Source organism: Geodermatophilus obscurus, from assembly GCF_900143215.1.
GTDB lineage: Bacteria > Actinomycetota > Actinomycetes > Mycobacteriales > Geodermatophilaceae > Geodermatophilus > Geodermatophilus obscurus_A.
The window spans coordinates 1-17,433 of the sequence record NZ_FRDM01000058.1 but is presented as its reverse complement, the minus strand read 5'-3'; the positions used below and the strand labels follow the sequence as shown (position 1 = coordinate 17,433).

The 17,433-nt window shown below is 76.0% G+C and carries 17 protein-coding genes; 3 read left to right on the top strand and 14 right to left on the bottom strand.

Features of this window, described 5'->3' with window-relative positions:
• Nucleotides 1-240 precede the first annotated feature (240 nt).
• Nucleotides 241-720 carry a pyridoxamine 5'-phosphate oxidase family protein gene (locus BUB17_RS23755; RefSeq protein ID WP_072921116.1) on the top strand — a complete coding sequence of 160 codons (480 nt, stop codon included), beginning with the start codon at nucleotides 241-243 and terminating at the stop codon, nucleotides 718-720.
• 3 nt (nucleotides 721-723) lie between these two features.
• Here the strand turns inward: BUB17_RS23755 and BUB17_RS23750 are convergent, their stop codons facing one another.
• Genes BUB17_RS23750 through mftA form a run of 4 tightly spaced genes read right to left on the bottom strand, consistent with a single transcriptional unit; the run spans nucleotide 724 to nucleotide 4,335 of the window.
• Nucleotides 724-2,577: a mycofactocin system FadH/OYE family oxidoreductase 1 gene (locus BUB17_RS23750; RefSeq protein WP_244277454.1), complete on the bottom strand. Its 1,854-nt coding sequence runs from the start codon at nucleotides 2,575-2,577 to the stop codon at nucleotides 724-726.
• Nucleotides 2,538-3,794: a mycofactocin radical SAM maturase gene (mftC, locus tag BUB17_RS23745; protein ID WP_072921115.1), complete on the bottom strand. Its 1,257-nt coding sequence runs from the start codon at nucleotides 3,792-3,794 to the stop codon at nucleotides 2,538-2,540. The genes BUB17_RS23750 and mftC overlap by 40 nt, the downstream gene beginning before the upstream one ends.
• Nucleotides 3,791-4,237 carry a mycofactocin biosynthesis chaperone MftB gene (mftB, locus tag BUB17_RS23740; RefSeq protein ID WP_244277453.1) on the bottom strand — a complete coding sequence of 149 codons (447 nt, stop codon included), beginning with the start codon at nucleotides 4,235-4,237 and terminating at the stop codon, nucleotides 3,791-3,793. Before mftB ends, mftC begins: the two co-directional genes overlap by 4 nt.
• Complete coding sequence (gene mftA / locus BUB17_RS23735; protein WP_072921114.1) at nucleotides 4,222-4,335, bottom strand: mycofactocin precursor MftA; 114 nt, start codon at nucleotides 4,333-4,335, stop codon at nucleotides 4,222-4,224. Before mftA ends, mftB begins: the two co-directional genes overlap by 16 nt.
• Nucleotides 4,336-4,458: 123 nt before the next feature.
• Here mftA and mftR point away from each other — a divergent pair, with 123 nt between their 5' ends.
• Entirely contained in the window at nucleotides 4,459-5,067 is a 609-nt protein-coding gene (gene mftR, locus BUB17_RS23730; RefSeq protein WP_072921113.1) for a mycofactocin system transcriptional regulator, read from the top strand.
• A 60-nt stretch (nucleotides 5,068-5,127) separates the two neighbouring features.
• Here mftR and BUB17_RS23725 read toward each other — a convergent pair whose 3' ends face one another.
• The 5 genes from BUB17_RS23725 to BUB17_RS23705 form a co-directional block, all read right to left on the bottom strand.
• On the bottom strand, nucleotides 5,128-6,120 hold the full coding sequence (locus tag BUB17_RS23725; RefSeq protein ID WP_072921112.1) for an oxidoreductase: 993 nt from the start codon (nucleotides 6,118-6,120) through the stop codon (nucleotides 5,128-5,130).
• Nucleotides 6,121-6,131: 11 nt separating this feature from the next.
• Nucleotides 6,132-6,395 (bottom strand): hypothetical protein, encoded by a 264-nt coding sequence (locus tag BUB17_RS23720; protein ID WP_072921111.1) that lies wholly within the window; start codon nucleotides 6,393-6,395, stop codon nucleotides 6,132-6,134.
• A 61-nt stretch (nucleotides 6,396-6,456) separates the two neighbouring features.
• Nucleotides 6,457-7,719: a cysteine desulfurase-like protein gene (locus tag BUB17_RS23715; RefSeq protein ID WP_072921118.1), complete on the bottom strand. Its 1,263-nt coding sequence runs from the start codon at nucleotides 7,717-7,719 to the stop codon at nucleotides 6,457-6,459.
• Nucleotides 7,720-7,895: 176 nt separating this feature from the next.
• Nucleotides 7,896-8,102 (bottom strand): hypothetical protein, encoded by a 207-nt coding sequence (locus BUB17_RS23710; protein WP_072921110.1) that lies wholly within the window; start codon nucleotides 8,100-8,102, stop codon nucleotides 7,896-7,898.
• Between the two features lie 28 nt (nucleotides 8,103-8,130).
• Nucleotides 8,131-9,585 (bottom strand): bifunctional 3-(3-hydroxy-phenyl)propionate/3-hydroxycinnamic acid hydroxylase, encoded by a 1,455-nt coding sequence (locus BUB17_RS23705; protein WP_072921109.1) that lies wholly within the window; start codon nucleotides 9,583-9,585, stop codon nucleotides 8,131-8,133.
• Between the two features lie 169 nt (nucleotides 9,586-9,754).
• Here BUB17_RS23705 and BUB17_RS23700 point away from each other — a divergent pair, with 169 nt between their 5' ends.
• Nucleotides 9,755-10,882 carry an NDMA-dependent alcohol dehydrogenase gene (locus BUB17_RS23700; RefSeq protein ID WP_072921108.1) on the top strand — a complete coding sequence of 376 codons (1,128 nt, stop codon included), beginning with the start codon at nucleotides 9,755-9,757 and terminating at the stop codon, nucleotides 10,880-10,882.
• Between the two features lie 59 nt (nucleotides 10,883-10,941).
• Here the strand turns inward: BUB17_RS23700 and BUB17_RS23695 are convergent, their stop codons facing one another.
• The 5 genes from BUB17_RS23695 to BUB17_RS23675 all read right to left on the bottom strand — a co-directional run bounded on the left by BUB17_RS23695 (nucleotide 10,942) and on the right by BUB17_RS23675 (nucleotide 17,167).
• The gene (locus tag BUB17_RS23695; RefSeq protein ID WP_072921107.1) at nucleotides 10,942-12,831 is read right to left on the bottom strand and encodes an AAA family ATPase; all 1,890 of its coding nucleotides are present in this window, start codon (nucleotides 12,829-12,831) and stop codon (nucleotides 10,942-10,944) included.
• Nucleotides 12,832-13,057: 226 nt separating this feature from the next.
• Nucleotides 13,058-13,645 (bottom strand): molybdenum cofactor biosysynthesis protein, encoded by a 588-nt coding sequence (locus tag BUB17_RS23690; RefSeq protein ID WP_072921117.1) that lies wholly within the window; start codon nucleotides 13,643-13,645, stop codon nucleotides 13,058-13,060.
• 83 nt (nucleotides 13,646-13,728) lie between these two features.
• Nucleotides 13,729-14,850 (bottom strand): XdhC family protein, encoded by a 1,122-nt coding sequence (locus tag BUB17_RS23685; protein ID WP_072921106.1) that lies wholly within the window; start codon nucleotides 14,848-14,850, stop codon nucleotides 13,729-13,731.
• Between the two features lie 153 nt (nucleotides 14,851-15,003).
• Nucleotides 15,004-16,083, bottom strand: a complete 1,080-nt coding sequence (locus tag BUB17_RS23680; protein ID WP_072921105.1) for a vWA domain-containing protein — start codon at nucleotides 16,081-16,083, stop codon at nucleotides 15,004-15,006.
• Between the two features lie 166 nt (nucleotides 16,084-16,249).
• The gene (locus BUB17_RS23675) at nucleotides 16,250-17,167 is read right to left on the bottom strand and encodes an AAA family ATPase (RefSeq protein ID WP_072921104.1); all 918 of its coding nucleotides are present in this window, start codon (nucleotides 17,165-17,167) and stop codon (nucleotides 16,250-16,252) included.
• Nucleotides 17,168-17,433 lie beyond the last annotated feature (266 nt).

Below are 17,433 nucleotides of genomic sequence, written 5' to 3'. Positions count from 1 at the left end.
ACACCTCCCCACCGACTCGATCACCTGTTCGAAGCCTAGCGGACCCGGGGACGTCACTCATCCCGAATCCGCAGCTCAACGGCTTGTCCACAGATTCAGCCGTGGCCTTGACGGAGTGGGTCGAGCGACCTTGCAGACCGCGGCGGACACGTCGTCGGCAGCGCGGCGGACGTGTGTCAGCGCCGACCGGCGTGGGCAGGAGGGGTGCGACACCTGATCGCGCACTGCCGAGAGGACGACATGAGCGCCGAGGACACCCACAAGGTCGCCGAGCTGATCAAGGGGCAGAGGTTCGGCTTCCTGACCACGACCACGCCCGAGGGCAAGCTGACCAGCCGGCCCATGGCGCTGCAGGAGGTCGAGTTCGACGGCGACCTGTGGTTCTTCGCCGAGCAGAGCGCGCCGTGGCTGAGCCACATCTCGCACTCGCCGCAGGTCAACGTCGGCGTGGGCTCCGGCGGGAACTGGGTCTCCCTGACCGGCGAGGCCCTCGTCGTCAGCGACGTCGCCAAGAAGAAGGACCTGTGGAACAGCGGGGTCGCGGCCTGGCTGCCGCAGGGTCCGGAGGACCCGTCGGTCGTGCTGGTCAAGGTCGACGGCGACTCGGCGGAGTACTGGGAGAGCCCCGGCAACCGGCTGGCCACCGCGTTCAGCTTCGTGAAGGCCAAGGCCACCGGCGACCAGCCCGACACCGGCGACCACAAGAAGGTGGACCTCTGACCGTCACCGGCTGAGCACCGCCCGCGCCGCGCGCCGGCCCTCGAGCACCGCCTCGAGCACGGTGCGCGGCGCGACGACGTCCCCGGCGGCCACCGCCCCCGGCGGGACGTCGCCCGGCAGCAGCGGGCCGGCGTCCACGAGGACGGCGCACGGCACCCGCCGCTCCTCCCCCGTCCAGCGGTCGGCCAGGACCGCGACCCCGTCGCCGGCCGACCGCAGCACGGACGACGTCTCCCGCTGCACCCCCGCCCGCGCCAGCCGCGCGTTGGCCGGCGCGAGGTCGCCTCCGAGCCGCTCGCCGACGACCGCGTCCGGAGTCACCAGCGTGACCTCGCGACCCGCTCGGGCGAGCAGCTCCGCCACCCCCACGCCGACCGGGCCGCCCACCGGGTCGTGCACCACCACCGGGCCGGGCGGCGGCTCCGCCCCGGTGAGGACGTCGGCGGCGGTCAGACCCTCGCGCCGCCGGGCGCCGGTCGCGCCGACGTCGCCGCCCTCCGCGGCCACCCCCAGCTCCACGTGCACGCCGAGGCGCGCCACCTCCCCGGCCAGCCACACCGCGAGGTCGGCGAAGCGGTCCCGCCCGGGCAGCGCCGCGACCGTGTGCAGCCTGCCGCCGAGCCGGTCCGAGCGCTCCAGCAAGCGGACGTCGGACCCCGCGGACGCCAGCACCCGCGCCGCCTCCAGGCCCGCCGGCCCACCGCCGACCACGGTCACCCGCCGCCCCGCGCCGTCCGGCAGGGCCGCTTCGCCCGACGGGTCGGCGACGCAGCTGACCAGCGGGTTGCGGTCCTCGCGCACCTGGCAGGCCTGGTTGCACAGGGTGCACGGCCGGACCGGGACGCCGGCCCGCGCCTTCCGCACCAGGTCGGCGTCGGCGATCTGCGCGCGGGTCATCTCCACCGCGTCGGCCACGCCGTCCTCCAGCGCCCGTTGCGCGGCGGCGACGTCGACGACCGAGCCCTGCAGCACCACCGGCGTCCCGCCCGCGGCCGCCCGCACTCGGCGGGTGAGCTCGGTGTTGAACCCGGGCCGGGTGTGCCCGTCGGGCCGGTACGCCGAGGGGGCCAGGCCGCTGCCGCGCACGACGACGAGCAGGTCGGCCAGCGGGGCGAGCTCGCGCACGTGCCCGACGGCCAGGTCGGGGGTGATCCCGGCCCAGGGCGCCTCCTCGTCGCAGGACAGCCGCAGCGACAGCACCCGCCCCGGCCCGAGCTCCGCGCGGACGGCGGTCAGCACCTCGCGCAGCAGCCGCGGCCGGTCGGCGCCGTACGCGTCGGTCCGGGTGTTGGTCAGGCCGGAGGCGAACTGGCGCAGCAGCGAGCGAGCGCCGGCGTCGACCTCCACGCCGTCGACGCCGGCCGCGACCGCGATCCGGGCCCCGGCCGCGAACCCCGCGACCAGCGCCTCGATCTCCGGCTGCTCCATCGCCACCGGCACCTCGCGGGTGACGACGTCGGGCACGGCCGACGGCGCCCACAGCGCGGTCTGCGCGTGCCCGGACGTGCCCTGCGCCCCGGTGTGCCCGAGCGAGGCGAGCACCAGCGCGCCGTGCGGGCGGCACGCGGCGACGACGTCCGCCCAGCCGGGGCCGCAGTCGGCGGCGAGCGGCGCCCGCTCGTAGGGGTGGTCGCCCCCGTGCACCGACGCGGTCTCGGGCACGACGATCCCGCAGCCGCCGGCGGCCCGGCGGGCGTAGTAGGCGACGTGCCGATCGGAGAGCGCCCGCCCGCGGCCCAGGTTGGTCTCGTGCGGGCCGAACAGCGCCCGCGAGGGCGCCGTCCGGCCCGCCAGGACCAGCGGGTCGAGGAGCGAGGTCAGCGCAGCTCGAGCCCGGCCAGCGGGGACTCGTCGCACGGCCGGGCGGGGGGTGCGGGTGTGGACGGAGCCGGGATGGACGGCATGCCCAGCAGGGTGGGCTGGCCGCGGACCGGGCCGGTGTGCGAGTGGTCGACGGAGCTGCGCGGGGGAACGAGCTCCGAGTCGCGGGCGGCCAGCGCGGTCTCGCCGTAGCCCTGCACGCACTCGGGGTCGGGCCCGTCGAGCGGCAGGCCGGTGAAGAACTTGGCCGCCATGCAGCCACCGCGGCAGGCGTCGAAGTGCGCGCACCTGGTGCAGGCGCCGCCGGTCTGCGGGCTGCGCAGGTCGGCGAACAGCTCCGAGGACTGCCACACCCGCTGGAAGCCGCCCTCGCCGCGCACGTTGCCGGCGAGGAACTGCTCGTGGATGGCGAACGGGCAGGCGTAGACGTCGCCGACCGGGTCGATGAGGCACACCACCCGGCCGGCGCCGCACAGGTTCAGGCCGGGCAGCGCCTCACCGAACGCCGACAGGTGGAAGAACGAGTCACCGGTGAGCACGCGGTCGCCGTTGGCCAGCAGCCAGGCGTACAGCTCGCGCTGCTGGGCCTGGGTGGGGTGCAGCTGGTCCCAGACGTCGGCGCCCCGGCCGGACGGGCGCAGCCGGGTGATCCGCAGCTGGGCGCCGTGGCGGTCGGTGAGCGCCTTGAACTCGTCCAGCTGCCCGGCGTTCTCCCGCGTGACCACGACGGAGACCTTGACGTCCTTCATCCCGGCCTCGGCCAGGTTCTCCAGCGCGCGGACGGCGGTGGCGTACGAGCCGGTGCCGCGGATCCGGTCGTTGACCTCGGCGGTCGCGCCGTCGAGGGAGATCTGGACGTCGACGTAGTCGGTGCGGGCCAGCTGCGCGGCACGGGTCTTGTCCAGCTTGACGCCGTTGGTGGAGAACTTGACGCCGACGTCGTGGCCGATGGCGTAGTCGAGCAGGTGCCAGAAGTCCGGGCGGACGGTGGGCTCGCCGCCGCCGACGTTGACGTAGAAGACCTGCATCCGCTGCAGCTCGTCGATGACCGCCTCGGCCTCGGCGGTGGACAGCTCGCGCGGGTCCCGCCGTCCGGAGCTGGACAGGCAGTGCGCGCACGCCAGGTTGCAGGCGTAGGTGAGCTCCCAGGTCAGGCAGATGGGCGCGTCCAGCCCGTACTCGAACTGGTCGATCAGCCGGCCGCCGGTAGGGCGCTGGGGGGCGGCGGGGCGGGACGGCAGGACGGCGGTCATGGGTGAACCTCCGGGTCGGCCTCGCCGCAGGGGCCCGCCGCGAGCTCGCGAGCGGCGGGGGGCGGCGAGGTCCTTCTCTCGATCATCTGCGAACGCGCGAGGTCGGCCAGCGCCCGGCGGTAGGCGGGGAGCTGGGCGTCGGGGACCCCGCACGCGGCGAGAGTGGCGTCGGCGCTGGGGTGCTCGGCCAGCGTCTCGACGACGGCGACCAGCGTCGTGGACTTCAGGAAGGAGAGCTTCCGGTTCCCGAAGTGGTAGACCAGCGCGCCGAAGGGCTCCGGGCGCAGGGCCACAGAACGGGCCCGCCGCCAGGGCAGCGACGGGTCGAAGTCAGCCGGAGGTGCCGGCGCCGGAGCGCCGGAGCCCGGCGGGAGGGTGGCGCCGGCCGCGCTCGGGGGCTCGGCCGGCGCCGCGACGGGGGCGTCGATCAGTACACCCCGCACATGCCGTCGATCGAGACCTCCTCGACGAGGGACTCCTCGATCAGGTCCTCCTCGACCGCGGGGGCCTCGACGGCCTGGGTGTCGTCGCTCTCGGGCATGGCGCCTCCTGTGATCCGGGTAACGCGGTGGCCGGGACGTTAGTGACACCCGCTCCACCGGCGACACCCGGCCCTGGATCACGGCGCGCCCTCCGCGGCAGGCCGGTGGCGCAGGATGGGGTCGTGACCGAGGCGCCCGTGGACGTGCGTGCCGACACCCGCGCCCGCGTCCAGCAGGCGGCGCTGGAGCTGTTCACGCTGCACGGCTTCGAGCAGGTCACCGCCGACGACATCGCCGACGCCGCCGGGATCAGCCGCCGCACGTTCTTCCGCTGCTTCGCCACCAAGGCCGACGCGGTGTGGGGCGAGTTCGGCGCGCACGTGGACCGCCTGGGGCGGCTGCTGGCGGCCACCCGCGACGACCAACCGGTCCTGGCCTCGATCTGCGCGGCCTACGTCGAGGTCAACGACTACGCCGCCGAGGACCTGCCGACCCTGCGGCAGCGGATGGCGCTCATCCTCGGCGAGCCGGCATTGCAGGCCCACTCGCAGGTCCGCTACGCCGACGTCGACCGGGTGGTCGCCGAGCACGTCGCCCGCCGCACCGGTCAGTCCCCGGGAGCACTGCTCCCCCGGCTGGTGGCCACCAGCACGCGGGCGGCGGCGACGACGGCGTTCGAGGTCTGGCTGGCCGACGGGACGACGACGCTCGCCGCCGCCCTGCACGCGGCCTTCGACCAGCTGGCCCTCGGGTTCCCCGGCCTGCGCAGCCCGTCCGCCCCGTCGGCCTGACGCCGTCCCTCCGGCCGCCCCGCTCGGACCGGGACCGCTGCCCGGTCGGGCAGGTGCACCTCACCGGGCGGGCCGCCCGGCCGAACCACCGCCGACCCACGAGGGTCGGCCCTCGGGGCCGCTCCCGCCCCACGCCGGCACGCCGCCGGCCGGCGGGCCGCCCATGGTCACGATGCGGTCCAGCTCCTCGATGTCTGCGAGCCGGAGCGCCACCTCGCTCGCCGCGAGGAGCTCCTCCAGCTGCGCCACCGAGGTCGCGCTCGGGATGACGAGCACGTTCGGCGAGCGGGCGAGCAACCACGCGATGGCCACCTGCATCGGGCTCGCCCCCACCCGCTGCGCGACGGTGTCCAGCACCGCCGACTGCTCCGGCGTCATCTCGCCCATGGGGAAGAACGACGTGTAGGAGATCCCCTCCAGCGCCGTGTAGGCGATCCCGTCCCGGTCCAGCTCCTCGACCAGGTCGTCGTCGGTGCGGTGGATCAGGTTGTAGTGGTTCTGCACGCAGGCGAGGGGGGCGATGCCACGCGCCTCGGCGACCTGCCGGCCGGTGATGTGGCTGACCCCGAGCTGGCGGACCAGCCCCTCCTGCTGCAACCGGGCCAGTGCCTCGAACGGCTCGCCGAGGGACCGCTCCGCGGGCTCCCCCAGGCCCGGCATCCGGAGGTTGGCGACGTGCAGCGCGTCCAGCCCGAGGTGCTCCAGGTCCTCCTCCACCGACCGGCGCAGCCCGTCCGGCGTCAGCGCCTCGTCCCAGCCGCCCTCCGGCGTCCGGCGGGCGCCGACCCGGGTGACGATGACCAGGTCCTCGGGATAGGGGTCCAGCGCCTCGCGGATCAGGTCGTTCACCACGTGCGGGCCGTAGAGGCCGCTGGTGTCGACGTGGTCCACCCCCAGCTCCACGGCCCGGTGCAGGACGGCGAGCGCGGTCTCCCGGTCGGCCGGTGGCCCGGTGACCCGCGGTCCGGTGAGCTTCATGCCGCCGTAGCCCATGCGGTGCACGGTCCGGTCGCCGAGGGAGACCCGTCCGGACCCCGTCGCGGTGGTCGTCATGCCGGGCGAAGCTAGGGCCGGGCGGACCCCGCACGACACCTCCGACCGGGGGCGACCGGCGCGGCCGTCACGGGCCGTGCGGCCGACGCCAGCGTGTCATCGACCGCCTCCAGCGTGTCGTCGGCGTGTCGCCGCGGCGGCTCGACCAACCCGACGCTCGGCCGCTGCGCGCCCCGCCGGCGGGCCGCCCGGCCGACCTCGGACAGCGCGCCCCAGCCGAGGACCACCTCGGGCCCCAGGCACTCACCGAACGCGGCGACCGCCGGTGCCGTCACGGTCCAGTGGCTCGTACCGCGAGGCCCGCCGGGCGTGCGAGCCGGGCCGGGGCCGCGGCGGTCATGGTCGCCCCGCTGGGGGAGCGCACGCCTTTCGGCTGTCGGTCCACTCCCCCAGCGCGGCCAGCAGCCGGTCCACGTCCTCGTCGTCGTTGTACGGCGCGAGCCCGACCCGCAGGCCGCCGGCGTCGCCCAGGCCGAGGTGGCGGGAGGCCTCGATCGCGTAGAAGGACCCGGCGGGCGCGTTGACCCCGTGCCCGGCGAGGAACCGGTGCGCGTCGGCGGCGTCCCGGCCCTCGAACGTGAGCAGCAGGGTGGGCGTGCGCCGGGCGGCGCGGGACCACACGGTGACGCCGGGCAGCGCGCGGACGCCGTCCTCGATGCGCTCCCGCAGCCGGTCCTCGTGCTCCTCCAGCGTCGCCATCCCGACCTCGAGCCGCGCGCGGCGGCCCCCCTCCGGGCCGCGGTCGCCGGCCCTGCCGGCAGGCGGACCCAGCCCGGCCAGGAAGTCGACCGCTGCGGTGCTGCCCGCCAGCAGCTCGTAGGGCAGCGTGCCGAGCTCGAACCGCTCGGGGACGGCGTCGGTGGAGGGCAGCAGCTTGTCCGGGTGCAGCGTCTCCAGCAGGCCGGGGCTGGCGACGACGCAGCCGCAGTGCGGGCCCAGGAACTTGTACGGCGAGCAGGCGTAGAGGTCGGCGCCGAGCGCGGCGACGTCCACCGCCGCGTGCGCGGTCAGGTGCACGCCGTCGACGTAGCTGAGGGCGCCGGCGTCGTGGGCGAGTGCGCTGATCGCGGCGACGTCCGGCCGGGTGCCGATGAGGTTGGAGGCACCGGTGACGGCGACCAGCCGGGTGCGGTCGGTGAGCAGCCCGCCCGCCGCCTCGGGCGCCAGCTCGCCGGTGGCCGGGTCGAACTCCGCCCAGGGCACGGTGGCCCCGCGGGCGTGCGCGGCCTGCACCCACGGGCGCACGTTCGCGTCGTGGTCCAGCCGGGTCACCACGACCTCGTCGCCCGGTCCCCAGCCGGCCGACAGCACGCGGGAGAGGTCGTAGGTCAGCTGCGTCATGCTGCGGCCGAACACCACCCCGCCGGGGTCGCCGGCGACGAGGTCCGCGACCGCCTGCCGCGCGGCGAGGACGACGTCGTCGGCGTTGCGCTCGGCCTGGGTGACCCGCCCGCGGTTGGCCAGCGGCGCGGTCATCGTGGCGGCGACCGCGGCGGCCACCGGCTCGGGTACCTGGGAGCCGCCCGGACCGTCGAAGTGGGCGGCTCCGGCGCGCAGTGCGGGGAAGCAGGCACGGACGGCGGCGACGTCGTAGCTCACCCCGAGGAGCATGCCGGGCGGCGGTGTGTGCACGCAGCGCGGTGTCCGGGCGGCCACGTGCGCGGTACGTGCACGGACCGCTCGATCAGTCGTGCGGGTCGGCCAGCCTCGCCGGATGTGCCCTCATCGTGGTCCCGGGCGGGCCGGAGACCACGATGAGTGCACGGAGCGGCGGGTCAGCGGCCGAGCAGACCGCCCAGCCCGCCACCACCGCCGCCGAGCTTGCTGATCAGGTCCATGGGCGAGAGGCCCAGCTTCTCGAGGATGCCGGCGTGCTGGTCGGTGTCGACGGTGCCCGGCAGCTCCTGGTCGGCCTGCTGCGCCTTGGCGTCGTCGCCCTGGTTGCGCAGGAGTTCGAGGATCTGGTTCTTGTCGATCTGCATGGACAGCCCCTACCCGGGAGCCAGCGGCTCACGCGGCTCGGGACGCCGAGAGCACGATCCGGTCGGGCCGGACGACGACGGCGGCCGCCTCGGCCCCCCGCAGCCACGCCGTGAGCGCGCCGTCCACGTCGGCCACCTCGACCTCGGGCCCCCCGGACGGACGCACCGCCAGCCGGCCGGGGGCGAGCAGCCGCAGCCGCGCCGTCCCGGGGCCGAGGACGTCGTCCACCGGCACCCGGCGGCCCTGGCGCACGACGGCGGCCCGCGGCAGCAGCGTGCCCGCCAGCCGCCGTCCCGCCCGCCCGCGGCGCACGACCAACGGGCCGCGGCGCAGCGGCGGGGTGTGGCTGTCGGTGGCGAAGCGGGCCACGGCGGGCACCCGGCCCACCCCCTCGAGCACCGCGCGGCGCAGGACCGCGGCCCCGCGGCCGCCGCCGGTCATCAGCCGGCCGAGCAGCAGCGCCAGCCGCACCATCGCCCGCGCGTGCGGCTCGCGCTCGGCCTGGTGGGTGTCGAGCAGCCGCTCGGGCGCCGCGCCGGCCAGGACGGCGGCCAGCTTCCAGGCCAGCTGGTGGACGTCCCGCAGCCCGAGGCCCAGCCCCTGCCCGATGAACGGCGGCGTCAGGTGCGCGGCGTCGCCGGCCAGCAGCACCCGCCCCGACCGCCAGCGGTCGGCCACCTGGGCCCGGTAGACGTGCTCGGCGACCCGCTCCACCTCGGCGCCCGCAGCTCCCCACGGCGCGAGCAGCCCCGGCAGCCGGGCGGCCAGGTCGTGGCCGGTCTCGCCGGGCAGCAGGCGGAACTCCCAGCGGTAGCGGTCGCCGGTCACCGGCATCGCGGTCGTCGCCCGGTGCGGGTCGCACACCTGGTGCACCCCGGGCCACAGCGCCAGCGGGTCCGGGGAGCGCAGGTCGGCCACCAGCCAGCGGTCGGGCCGGCCGAGCTCGCGCATGCGCGCCCCGATCAGCGTGCGCACCGTGCTGTTCGCGCCGTCGCAGCCGAGCACCGCCGCCGCCCGCACCCGCGACCGCGCACCGGAGACGCGGTCTCGCACCGTCAGCTCCACCCCGTCGTCCTGCGTCAGGCCCAGGACCTCGCAGCCGGTGTACGGCTCGACGAGCGGCTCCTGGCGGACGGCGGCCAGCAGCACCTCCTCCAGGTCGGGCTGGGAGAACATCGACCCCTGCGGCCAGCCGTGCAGCCCCGACGAGGACGATCGGGCGAACTCGGCGAGCACCCGGTGGCGGCCGTCGAGCAGCCGCAGCCCCCGCACCGGCCGGCTGACCCGCAGGAAGTCCTCGGCTACCCCGGCGTCGGCGAGCGCGCGCAGGGCCTCGTCGTCCAGGTGCACCGCGCGCGGCCGCCCGTACGGGGCGGCCTGCCGCTCCAGCACCACCACCGGGAGGCCGCGGCGGGCGAGCAGCAGCGCCGCCGTCAGTCCCACCGGCCCGGCGCCGACCACGACCACCGGGCTCCCCGTCACGGGGCCGAGTCTCCCGGACCGGGCGCGCCCCGACGTTGCACCCCCCGTTGCGCTCCCCTTGACGACCACCCCCTGCCCGCTCATGGTGTGGCCCGGCGCACACTCCCCTGGACGGTGCGAACACGAACGACCCGCCGCCGTGGTCGGGTCAGGACGGAGGGACGATCGGGTGAAGACCAAGGGCGCGATCCTGTGGGGTGTCGGCGAGGAGTGGTCGATCGAGGAGATCGAGCTCGGCGATCCCAAGGAGGGTGAGGTCCAGGTCCAGCTGGCCGCCTCGGGGCTCTGCCACAGCGACGAGCACCTGGTCACCGGCGGCACACCGGTCGCCTTCTACCCGGTCATCGGCGGGCACGAGGGCGCCGGCGTCGTCACGAAGGTCGGTCCCGGCGTGACCGGCCTGCAGGAGGGCGACCACGTCGTCACCGCGTTCATCCCCGCCTGCGGGCAGTGCCCGCCGTGTTCCAAGGGGATGCAGAACCTCTGCGACCTCGGCGCGAACCTGCTCGCCGGCACGTCGATCTCCGACGGCAGCTACCGCGTCCAGGCCCGCGGCAAGGACGTCATCCCGATGTGCCTGCTCGGCACGTTCTCGCCGTACATCACCGTGCACCAGGCGTCGGTCGTGAGGATCGAGCCGGACGTCCCGCTCGGCATCGCCGCGCTGGTGGGCTGCGGCGTCACCACCGGCTGGGGCTCGGCCACCAGGGTCGCCGACGTCCGGCCCGGCGAGAACGTCGTCGTCATGGGCGCCGGTGGTGTCGGCATGAACGCCGTCCAGGGCGCGGCGGCGGCCGGGGCCAAGCGGGTCATGGTGATCGAGCCGGTGGCCAGGAAGCGCGAGTGGGCCATGGACCTGGGCGCCACGCACGTCTTCGAGTCGGCCGAGGAGGCGACCGCGAAGGTCAACGAGCTGACCTGGGGCCGCATGGCCGACAAGACGATCATCACGGTCGGCGACATCCAGGGCGAGGACATCCAGACCGCGCTCAGCCTCACCGGCAAGGGCGGCCGCGCCGTCGTCACCGGGATGGGCAACGCCGCCAACACCGACGTCAAGCTCAGCCTGTTCGAGCTGACCCTGCTGCAGAAGGACCTGCAGGGCGCCATCTTCGGCGGCCTGGCCCCGCGCGCGGCGATCCCCGAGCTGCTCTCGCTCTACCAGGAGGGCCAGCTCAAGCTCGACGAGCTCGCGACCACGCGGTACTCGCTGGAGGACATCAACCAGGGCTACCAGGACATGCGCGACGGCAAGAACATCCGCGGGATGGTCGTCTACACCGACGCCGACCGCTGAGAGTCCGGCGTGACACCGGGCGCACCGCCGGGCGCGCCCGGTGTCACGCGCCGCCGGCCCTAGCCGAGGATGCGGGTCAGCGCCGGCCCGACGTCGGTCAGGGTGCGGACCAGCTCCGCGGACCCGCCACCGCGGGCGGCCAGCGCCCGGGCCGCGGTCTCGGCCTCCGGCGTGGGCAGCGGGCACAGCACGTGCAGCCGGTCGATGCCGGCCAGTGCCGACTCGGGGGCGTCCCCCGTGGTGTGCAGACAGTCCGACAGCAGGACGACGACGCGTTCGTCGGCCACCGCGGACATCAGCTGGGTGCGGGCACCGCGCAGCGCGGCGGCCAGGTCGGTCATCCCGTGCCCGCGCAGTCCGATCAGCTGCCCGACCAGGTCCTCCGCCGGGCGCCGGTGCCCCAGGCGCTGCAGCACCTCCACCCGGCCGGAGAACGTGAGCACGCTGGTCTGCAGCCGCTCGTCGGCGGCCAGCACCACGCCCGCGGCGGCCACCGCCGCGACGGCCACGGCCAGGCCGTTCATCGATCCCGAGCTGTCCACGACGAGGCACACGGCCCGGCGCGCACCGCTCCACCGGCGGGTCACCAGGTCGTCGGTGGACGGCGGCCAGGTGCCCGACCAGCCGTCGAGGGTGCGGTCGAGGTCCAGGTCGCCGTCGGCGTACCGGTCGTGCACCAGGCGACGGGTACCCCGGGTGCGGGTGCGGCCCACCCGGCCCACCTGGATGAACACCCGGCAGGCCAGCCGGCGGGCCGCCGCCCGCAGGTCGCGGTCCATCGCCAGCGCCATGTCGGCGAGCAGCGCGGCGGCGGCATCGGGGTCCTGGCCCATCAGCTCGGCGAAGGCCTCCTGGTCGAGCTCCCCGACCTCGGGACTCACCTCCTCGAACGAGGCGTGCCGCGCCGCCATCTCGCGGCGGCTGGTCTGCCGGCGGGCACCACCGTCGCGCCGGTCACGGCGCAGCGCGGACGCCGACTCGGTCTCCGGGCCCGCCGTCTCCGACGGCAGGCCCTCACCTTTTCCCGAGGAGTCCCCCTCCGCCCCGCCCCCGCCGGTGGCCGGTTCGTCCTCCTCGGGCGGCGGCGCGTCCTCGGGCCACACCTCGTCGAGGATCTCGTCCAGGACCGACTCGGGGGTGCGCTCCACGCCCTCGGTGACCCGGATCCGGCCGGAGAGCGCGGCGTGGGTGGCGTCCCGTGCGGTCTCGCGGGCGCCGGGCGCGGACAGCCCGGAGCCGCCGCGCAGCCGCAGCAGCCCGCCGAGGAGCAGGACCAGGTCGATGGCACCCCGCACCGAGGAGCCGGTGCGCAGGTCGCGGTGCTCGCGGGTGGCCCGCACCAGCCGCACGGCGAGGCCGATCGGTGACGGGTCGGCTCCGGTGACCGCCGAGACGATGGCGCGTTCGGCGGCCGCGTCCTGGTAGCCGAGGACGACGCGGCACATCCGGTCGGCGATCGCCTGCCCCACCCGCGCGGTGCCGATGGCGTCGAACGGGTTCATCGCGGCGATCAGCCGGAAGCCGGCCGTCGCCCGGACCAGACCCAGCCGGGGGACGGTGATCTCCCCCTCCGTGAGCACCGTGATGAGGACGTTGAGCGTCTCCTCGGGGATCCGGTTGAGCTCCTCGAGGTAGAGCAGGCCCGAGCCGCGCATCGCGGTCAGCAGCGGCCCGTCGGTGAAGCTGCTGGGGACGTAGCCCTCGGCCATGACGGCGGCGGGGTCGTACTGGCCCACCAGGCGTGCCGGCGTCAGCTCGGCGTTGCCCTCGACGAAGACGACCTCCTTGCCGACCTCGGCGGCGATCGCCCGCAGCAGGGTCGACTTCCCGGTGCCGGGCGGCCCCTCCAGGACGACGTGCCGGTTGGTCTGCAGCGCGACGGTGAGCACCTCGCGCTCCCGGCGCAGTCCGATGACCGGGTTGGTGGCGGGTGGACCGTCGGCTGTCACGGGCTGCCTCTCGTCGCGGTGGGCCGGTCGGACGACGCGGCGGGGCGGTCCGCGGCCGGGTCGGGCGCCGGCGCCCTCCAGCGGTGCGGTGCCGTAGACGATGACACCGCGGGTGTTCCGACCCTCGACCAGGTCCTGGTGCCCCTCGTCGACCTCGTCCGGCGTGGCGGTCCCGGTGATCGGCCCGTCGAGCTCGAGGTCACCGGCCCGGCAGCGCTCGGAGGGATCACTGCCGGGCTCGGGGCGCGGGACGGACCGGTTCCCCCGCGCGGGCCGGGTCGAGCGGGACGGCGGTGGCGAGGACGGCGGGCCCGAGCCGCAGTTCGCCGTCCGACAGCGCGGCGCAGCGCACGCCGCCGCGTCCCCGCAGGCCCCGGTGCGCGCCCGGTGCCAGGACGACGTCCAACCACGCGCAGGGGGAGGCCGCCCGCCCGCCGCCGAGCAGCACCGGCCCGGACCCGGAGTCCAGCGCGAACCGCTGCCCGCGCAGCGCCTCGACCTCCGCACCCCGCAGGACGACGGTGCGCCGGGCCAGCAGCGGGTCGAACGGGGCGGCGCCGAGCTCGGCGGCGACCGCCTCCAGCGCCTCGACGGCGAGCACGGTCAGCCGCGCGTCGCGGTGCGCCGGGCGGCCGGCGTAGCGGTCACCCACCACGCCGTACCCGGTCCGCACGTCGATCGCGTCGCGCCGGTCGCCGTCCTGCGGAGGAACGGGGCCGGCGGGCCGGCCGTCGTAGCGGTGCACCGGCGAGGCCAGCAGCGCGACCACCTCGACGTCGTACCGGTACGGGAGGTCGCCGTCCGCCGTGATCATGGGCTCGTTGCCGGCCACACGCGCCGACACACCGTCGCGACGAGCACCGACTCCATGATCGACGTGGGAGGAGGGGGTCTCCCTCAGCGCTCGGCCGTCCGGTGGATCGGCCCCTCGGTGCCGGTCAGCCGCTCCCCCGAGCCGCCCCAGCGGCCGGCGATGACCTCTGCGGCGATCGAGATGGCCGTCTCCTCGGGAGTGCGGGCGCCGAGGTCCAGCCCGATCGGCGAGGACAGCCGGGCCAGCTCCTCCTTCGACAGTCCGGCGTCGGACAGCCGCGCGAGTCGTTCATCGTGCGTCCGGCGCGAGCCCATCGCGCCGACGTAGGCGACCGGCAGCCGCAGCGCCACCTCCAGCAGCGGGACGTCGAACTTCGGGTCGTGGGTGAGCACGCACAGCACGGTGCGCTCGTCGATCCGGCCGGCGTCGACCTCGGCCTGCAGGTAGCGGTGCGGCCACTCGACGACCACCTCGTGCGCGTCGGGGAAGCGCCTGGGCGTCGCGAACACCGGGCGGGCGTCGCACACGGTGACCCGGTAGCCGAGGAAGGCGCCGACCCGGGCGACGGCGGCGGCGAAGTCGATGGCGCCGAAGACGACCATCCGGGCGGCCGGGGCGAACGCGTTGACGAACAGCGACAGGTCGTCGCCGCGGCGCTCGCCGTCGTGCCCGACGTGCAGCATCCCGGTGCGGCCGGCGGCCAGCATGCCCCGCGCGTCGTCGGCGACGGCGTCGTCCAGGCGCTGCAGGCCCAGGGTCCCGGAGCTGCGGTCGGGCCAGACGACCAGCCGCCGGCCCACCCGGTCCTCGGGGCCGGCCACGCAGGTGACGACGGCGACCGGCTCGTGCCGGTCCACGGACTCGGCGACCTCGCCGAGCTCGGGGAAGGACTCCCGCGACACCGGCTCGACGAAGACGTCGAGGATCCCGCCGCAGGTCAGCCCCACGGCGAAGGCGTCGTCGTCGCTGACCCCGTACCGCTCGAGGGTGGGGACGCCGGACTCGACGACGTCCCTGGCCTCCTCGTAGACCGCGCCCTCGACGCAGCCGCCGGAGACGCTGCCCACGGCGGTGCCGCCGGGGCCGACCAGCATCGACGCGCCGGCCGGGCGCGGGGCGGAACGCCAGGTGGCCACCACCGTGCCCATCCCGACGGTCTCACCCGCCTGCCACCAGCCGATCAGGTCCTCGAGCACGTCACGCATCCGACAGCTCCTTTGCTCGGAGGAGGGTCATCATGGCCCCTCCCGGCCCTCCTGCAGGGTCCCGCCGCCGGCCCCGGCCAGGGCACCGCCCCGAGCGGAGCGAGGGGTGGGAGGACGGGGTCCTCCCACGGCGGGGCGCAGGAGGGTCCTTCATCAGGCACGGGAGATGACTCCCGCCAGTTCCTGGAACGCCGCCAGGCTGTGCCCGGCGACGAAGTGGTCGACCGACGGCAGCGCCGCCTGCATGCCGCCGGTGAGCGGCTCGTAGCCCTCGCGCCCCTTGTGCGGGTTGACCCACACGACCGCGTGCGCCAGCCGCTGCAGCCGGGCCATCTGCTCGGCGAGCACCTCGGTGCCGCCGCGCTCCCAGCCGTCGCTGCACACGACGACGACCGCGCCGCGGGCGGTGCCGCGCTGGCCCCACCGGTCGAGGAACGCCTTGAGCACCTCGCCGAGCCGGGTGCCGCCGGACCAGTCGGGGATCGCCGAGCCGCTGGCGGCCAGCGCCTTGTCGGGGTCGCGCATCCGAAGTTCCCGGGTGACCCGGGTCAGCCGCGTGCCGATGGTGAAGACCTCGGTCGCGGCCGGGCGTGCCCGGACGGCGGCGTGCGCGAACCGCAGCAGCGCGTCGGCGTAGGGGCTCATCGAGCCGGACACGTCGACGAGCAGGACGACGCGACGCGGGCGGGGCCGGGCGCGCCGGTGCAGCAGCCGGGTGACCTCACCGCCGTCGTGCAGGGCGCGGCGCACCGTGCGGGAGGCGTGGACGGCGCCGTGCGGGCTGGGTCGCCGGCGGCGCGAGAGCCGCATCGGCGCGGCGGGGACCAGCAGTGCGAACAGCCGGCGCAGCTGCTCGCGCTCGGCGTCGGTCAGCTCGGCGACGTCCCGGTGGCGCAGCACCTCGTCGGCGCTGGCCTGGCCGGCGAGGTCCGGCGGCGACTCGCCGTCCTCCTGGCCCTGCGCGGGGTCCAGCGGTGCGGTGCTGACCGTCCGCTGCCGCCGCTGCGCCGCCGGCGGCACCGGCCGCGGCGACTCGCCGCCGAAGTACGCGGCGAACGCGGCGTCGTAGCGCTCCAGGTCGTCCGGCCCGGCACAGAGGGTCAGCCGGCCGCTCCAGTAGACGGCGGTGGCGTCGAGGACGTCGAGCGCGGCGACGGCGGCCAGCATCGCCTCGACCCGGTCCGGGGAGGCGGCCACCCCGGCGACCCGGAGGGTGCGCGCGAAGCCCAGCACCGTGTCGACGACGTCCCGAGGGCGGGCGGCCCCGTCCCGGCCCTCCTGCAGGGGCCCGCCGCGAGCCTGCGAGGCTCTGGCCGGCCCCGTCGCAGGGGCCCGCTGCGAGCCGGCGAGCGGCGGGGGGCGACGGGGTCCTTCCAGGGGTCCTTCCAGGGGTCCTTCCTCAGCCCCCACCGAAGAGCGCCCCCCGGGCCATGGCGTGCACGCGGTCGGTGTCCTCCCGGTACTTGAGGACCGCACCAAGCGTCCGCGCGGCGACGTCGGGGTCCAGCTCCCGGGCGCCGAGGGTGTGCAGCGCGGTCGCCCAGTCCATCGCCTCGGCGACCCCGGGCGGCTTGAGCAGGTCCAGGGTGCGCAGCTTCGCCGTCGCGCGGGCCACCTCGCGGGCCAGCTGCTCGGTCACGTCGGGCAGCCGGCGGCGCAGGATCGCCACCTCGCGGTCGAAGTCCGGGTGCTGCAGCCAGTGGTAGAGACAGCGGCGCTTGAGGGCGTCGTGCACCTCGCGGGTGCGGTTGGAGGTCAGCACCACCAGCGGCGGGGTGGTGGCGCGGATGGTGCCGAGCTCGGGGACGGAGATGGTGAAGTCGGAGAGGACCTCGAGGAGGAAGGCCTCGAACTCGTCGTCGGCGCGGTCGACCTCGTCGACCAGCAGCACGCTCGGGGAGTCCTCCAGCGCCTGCAGCAGCGGGCGGGCCAGCAGGAAGCGGCGGTCGTAGAGCGAGGCCTCCAGGCTCTCGGTGTCACCGGTGGCGTGCGCGGCCTCGGCGGCGCGCAGGTGCAGCAGCTGCCGGCCGAAGTCCCAGTCGTAGAGCGCCTGGCTGGCCTCGAGTCCCTCGTAGCACTGCAGCCGGTAGATCGGCCGGCCGGTGACCCGGGCCAGCGCCTGGGCCAGCGCGGTCTTGCCGACGCCGGCCTCGCCCTCGAGGAACAGCGGGCGGTGCATGACCAGCGCCAGGTACGCGGCCGTCGCCAGGCCCTCGTCGGGCAGGTAACCGGTCGCCTCGAGGGCCGCGGCCAGCTGGTCGGGCCCGTTGATCCCGCCGTCCGCGCCGGGCAGCGGCCGCACCGTGGTCTCGCTCACGTGCCGAGCATCCCACCCGCCCCGCCGGCGCGACCGTGCCCGGTCGGGCGGTACCGCGTCCGGAGCGGCAGATGGCCGGCCGGGCGCTGGGTCCTCGGCCGGCCACCGCCGTCTGGTGCCCCCGGGCCGCGCCCGGGTGGGGTGTCAGGTGCCTGCGGTCAACGGCCGATCCTGCCGTCGTTGTCGCGGTCGAGAGCGGTGCCCTGGGCGCCGTCGACCTCGATCTCCTCCTTGCGGACGTCCTCCGACACCCGCTCCTGGTCGGT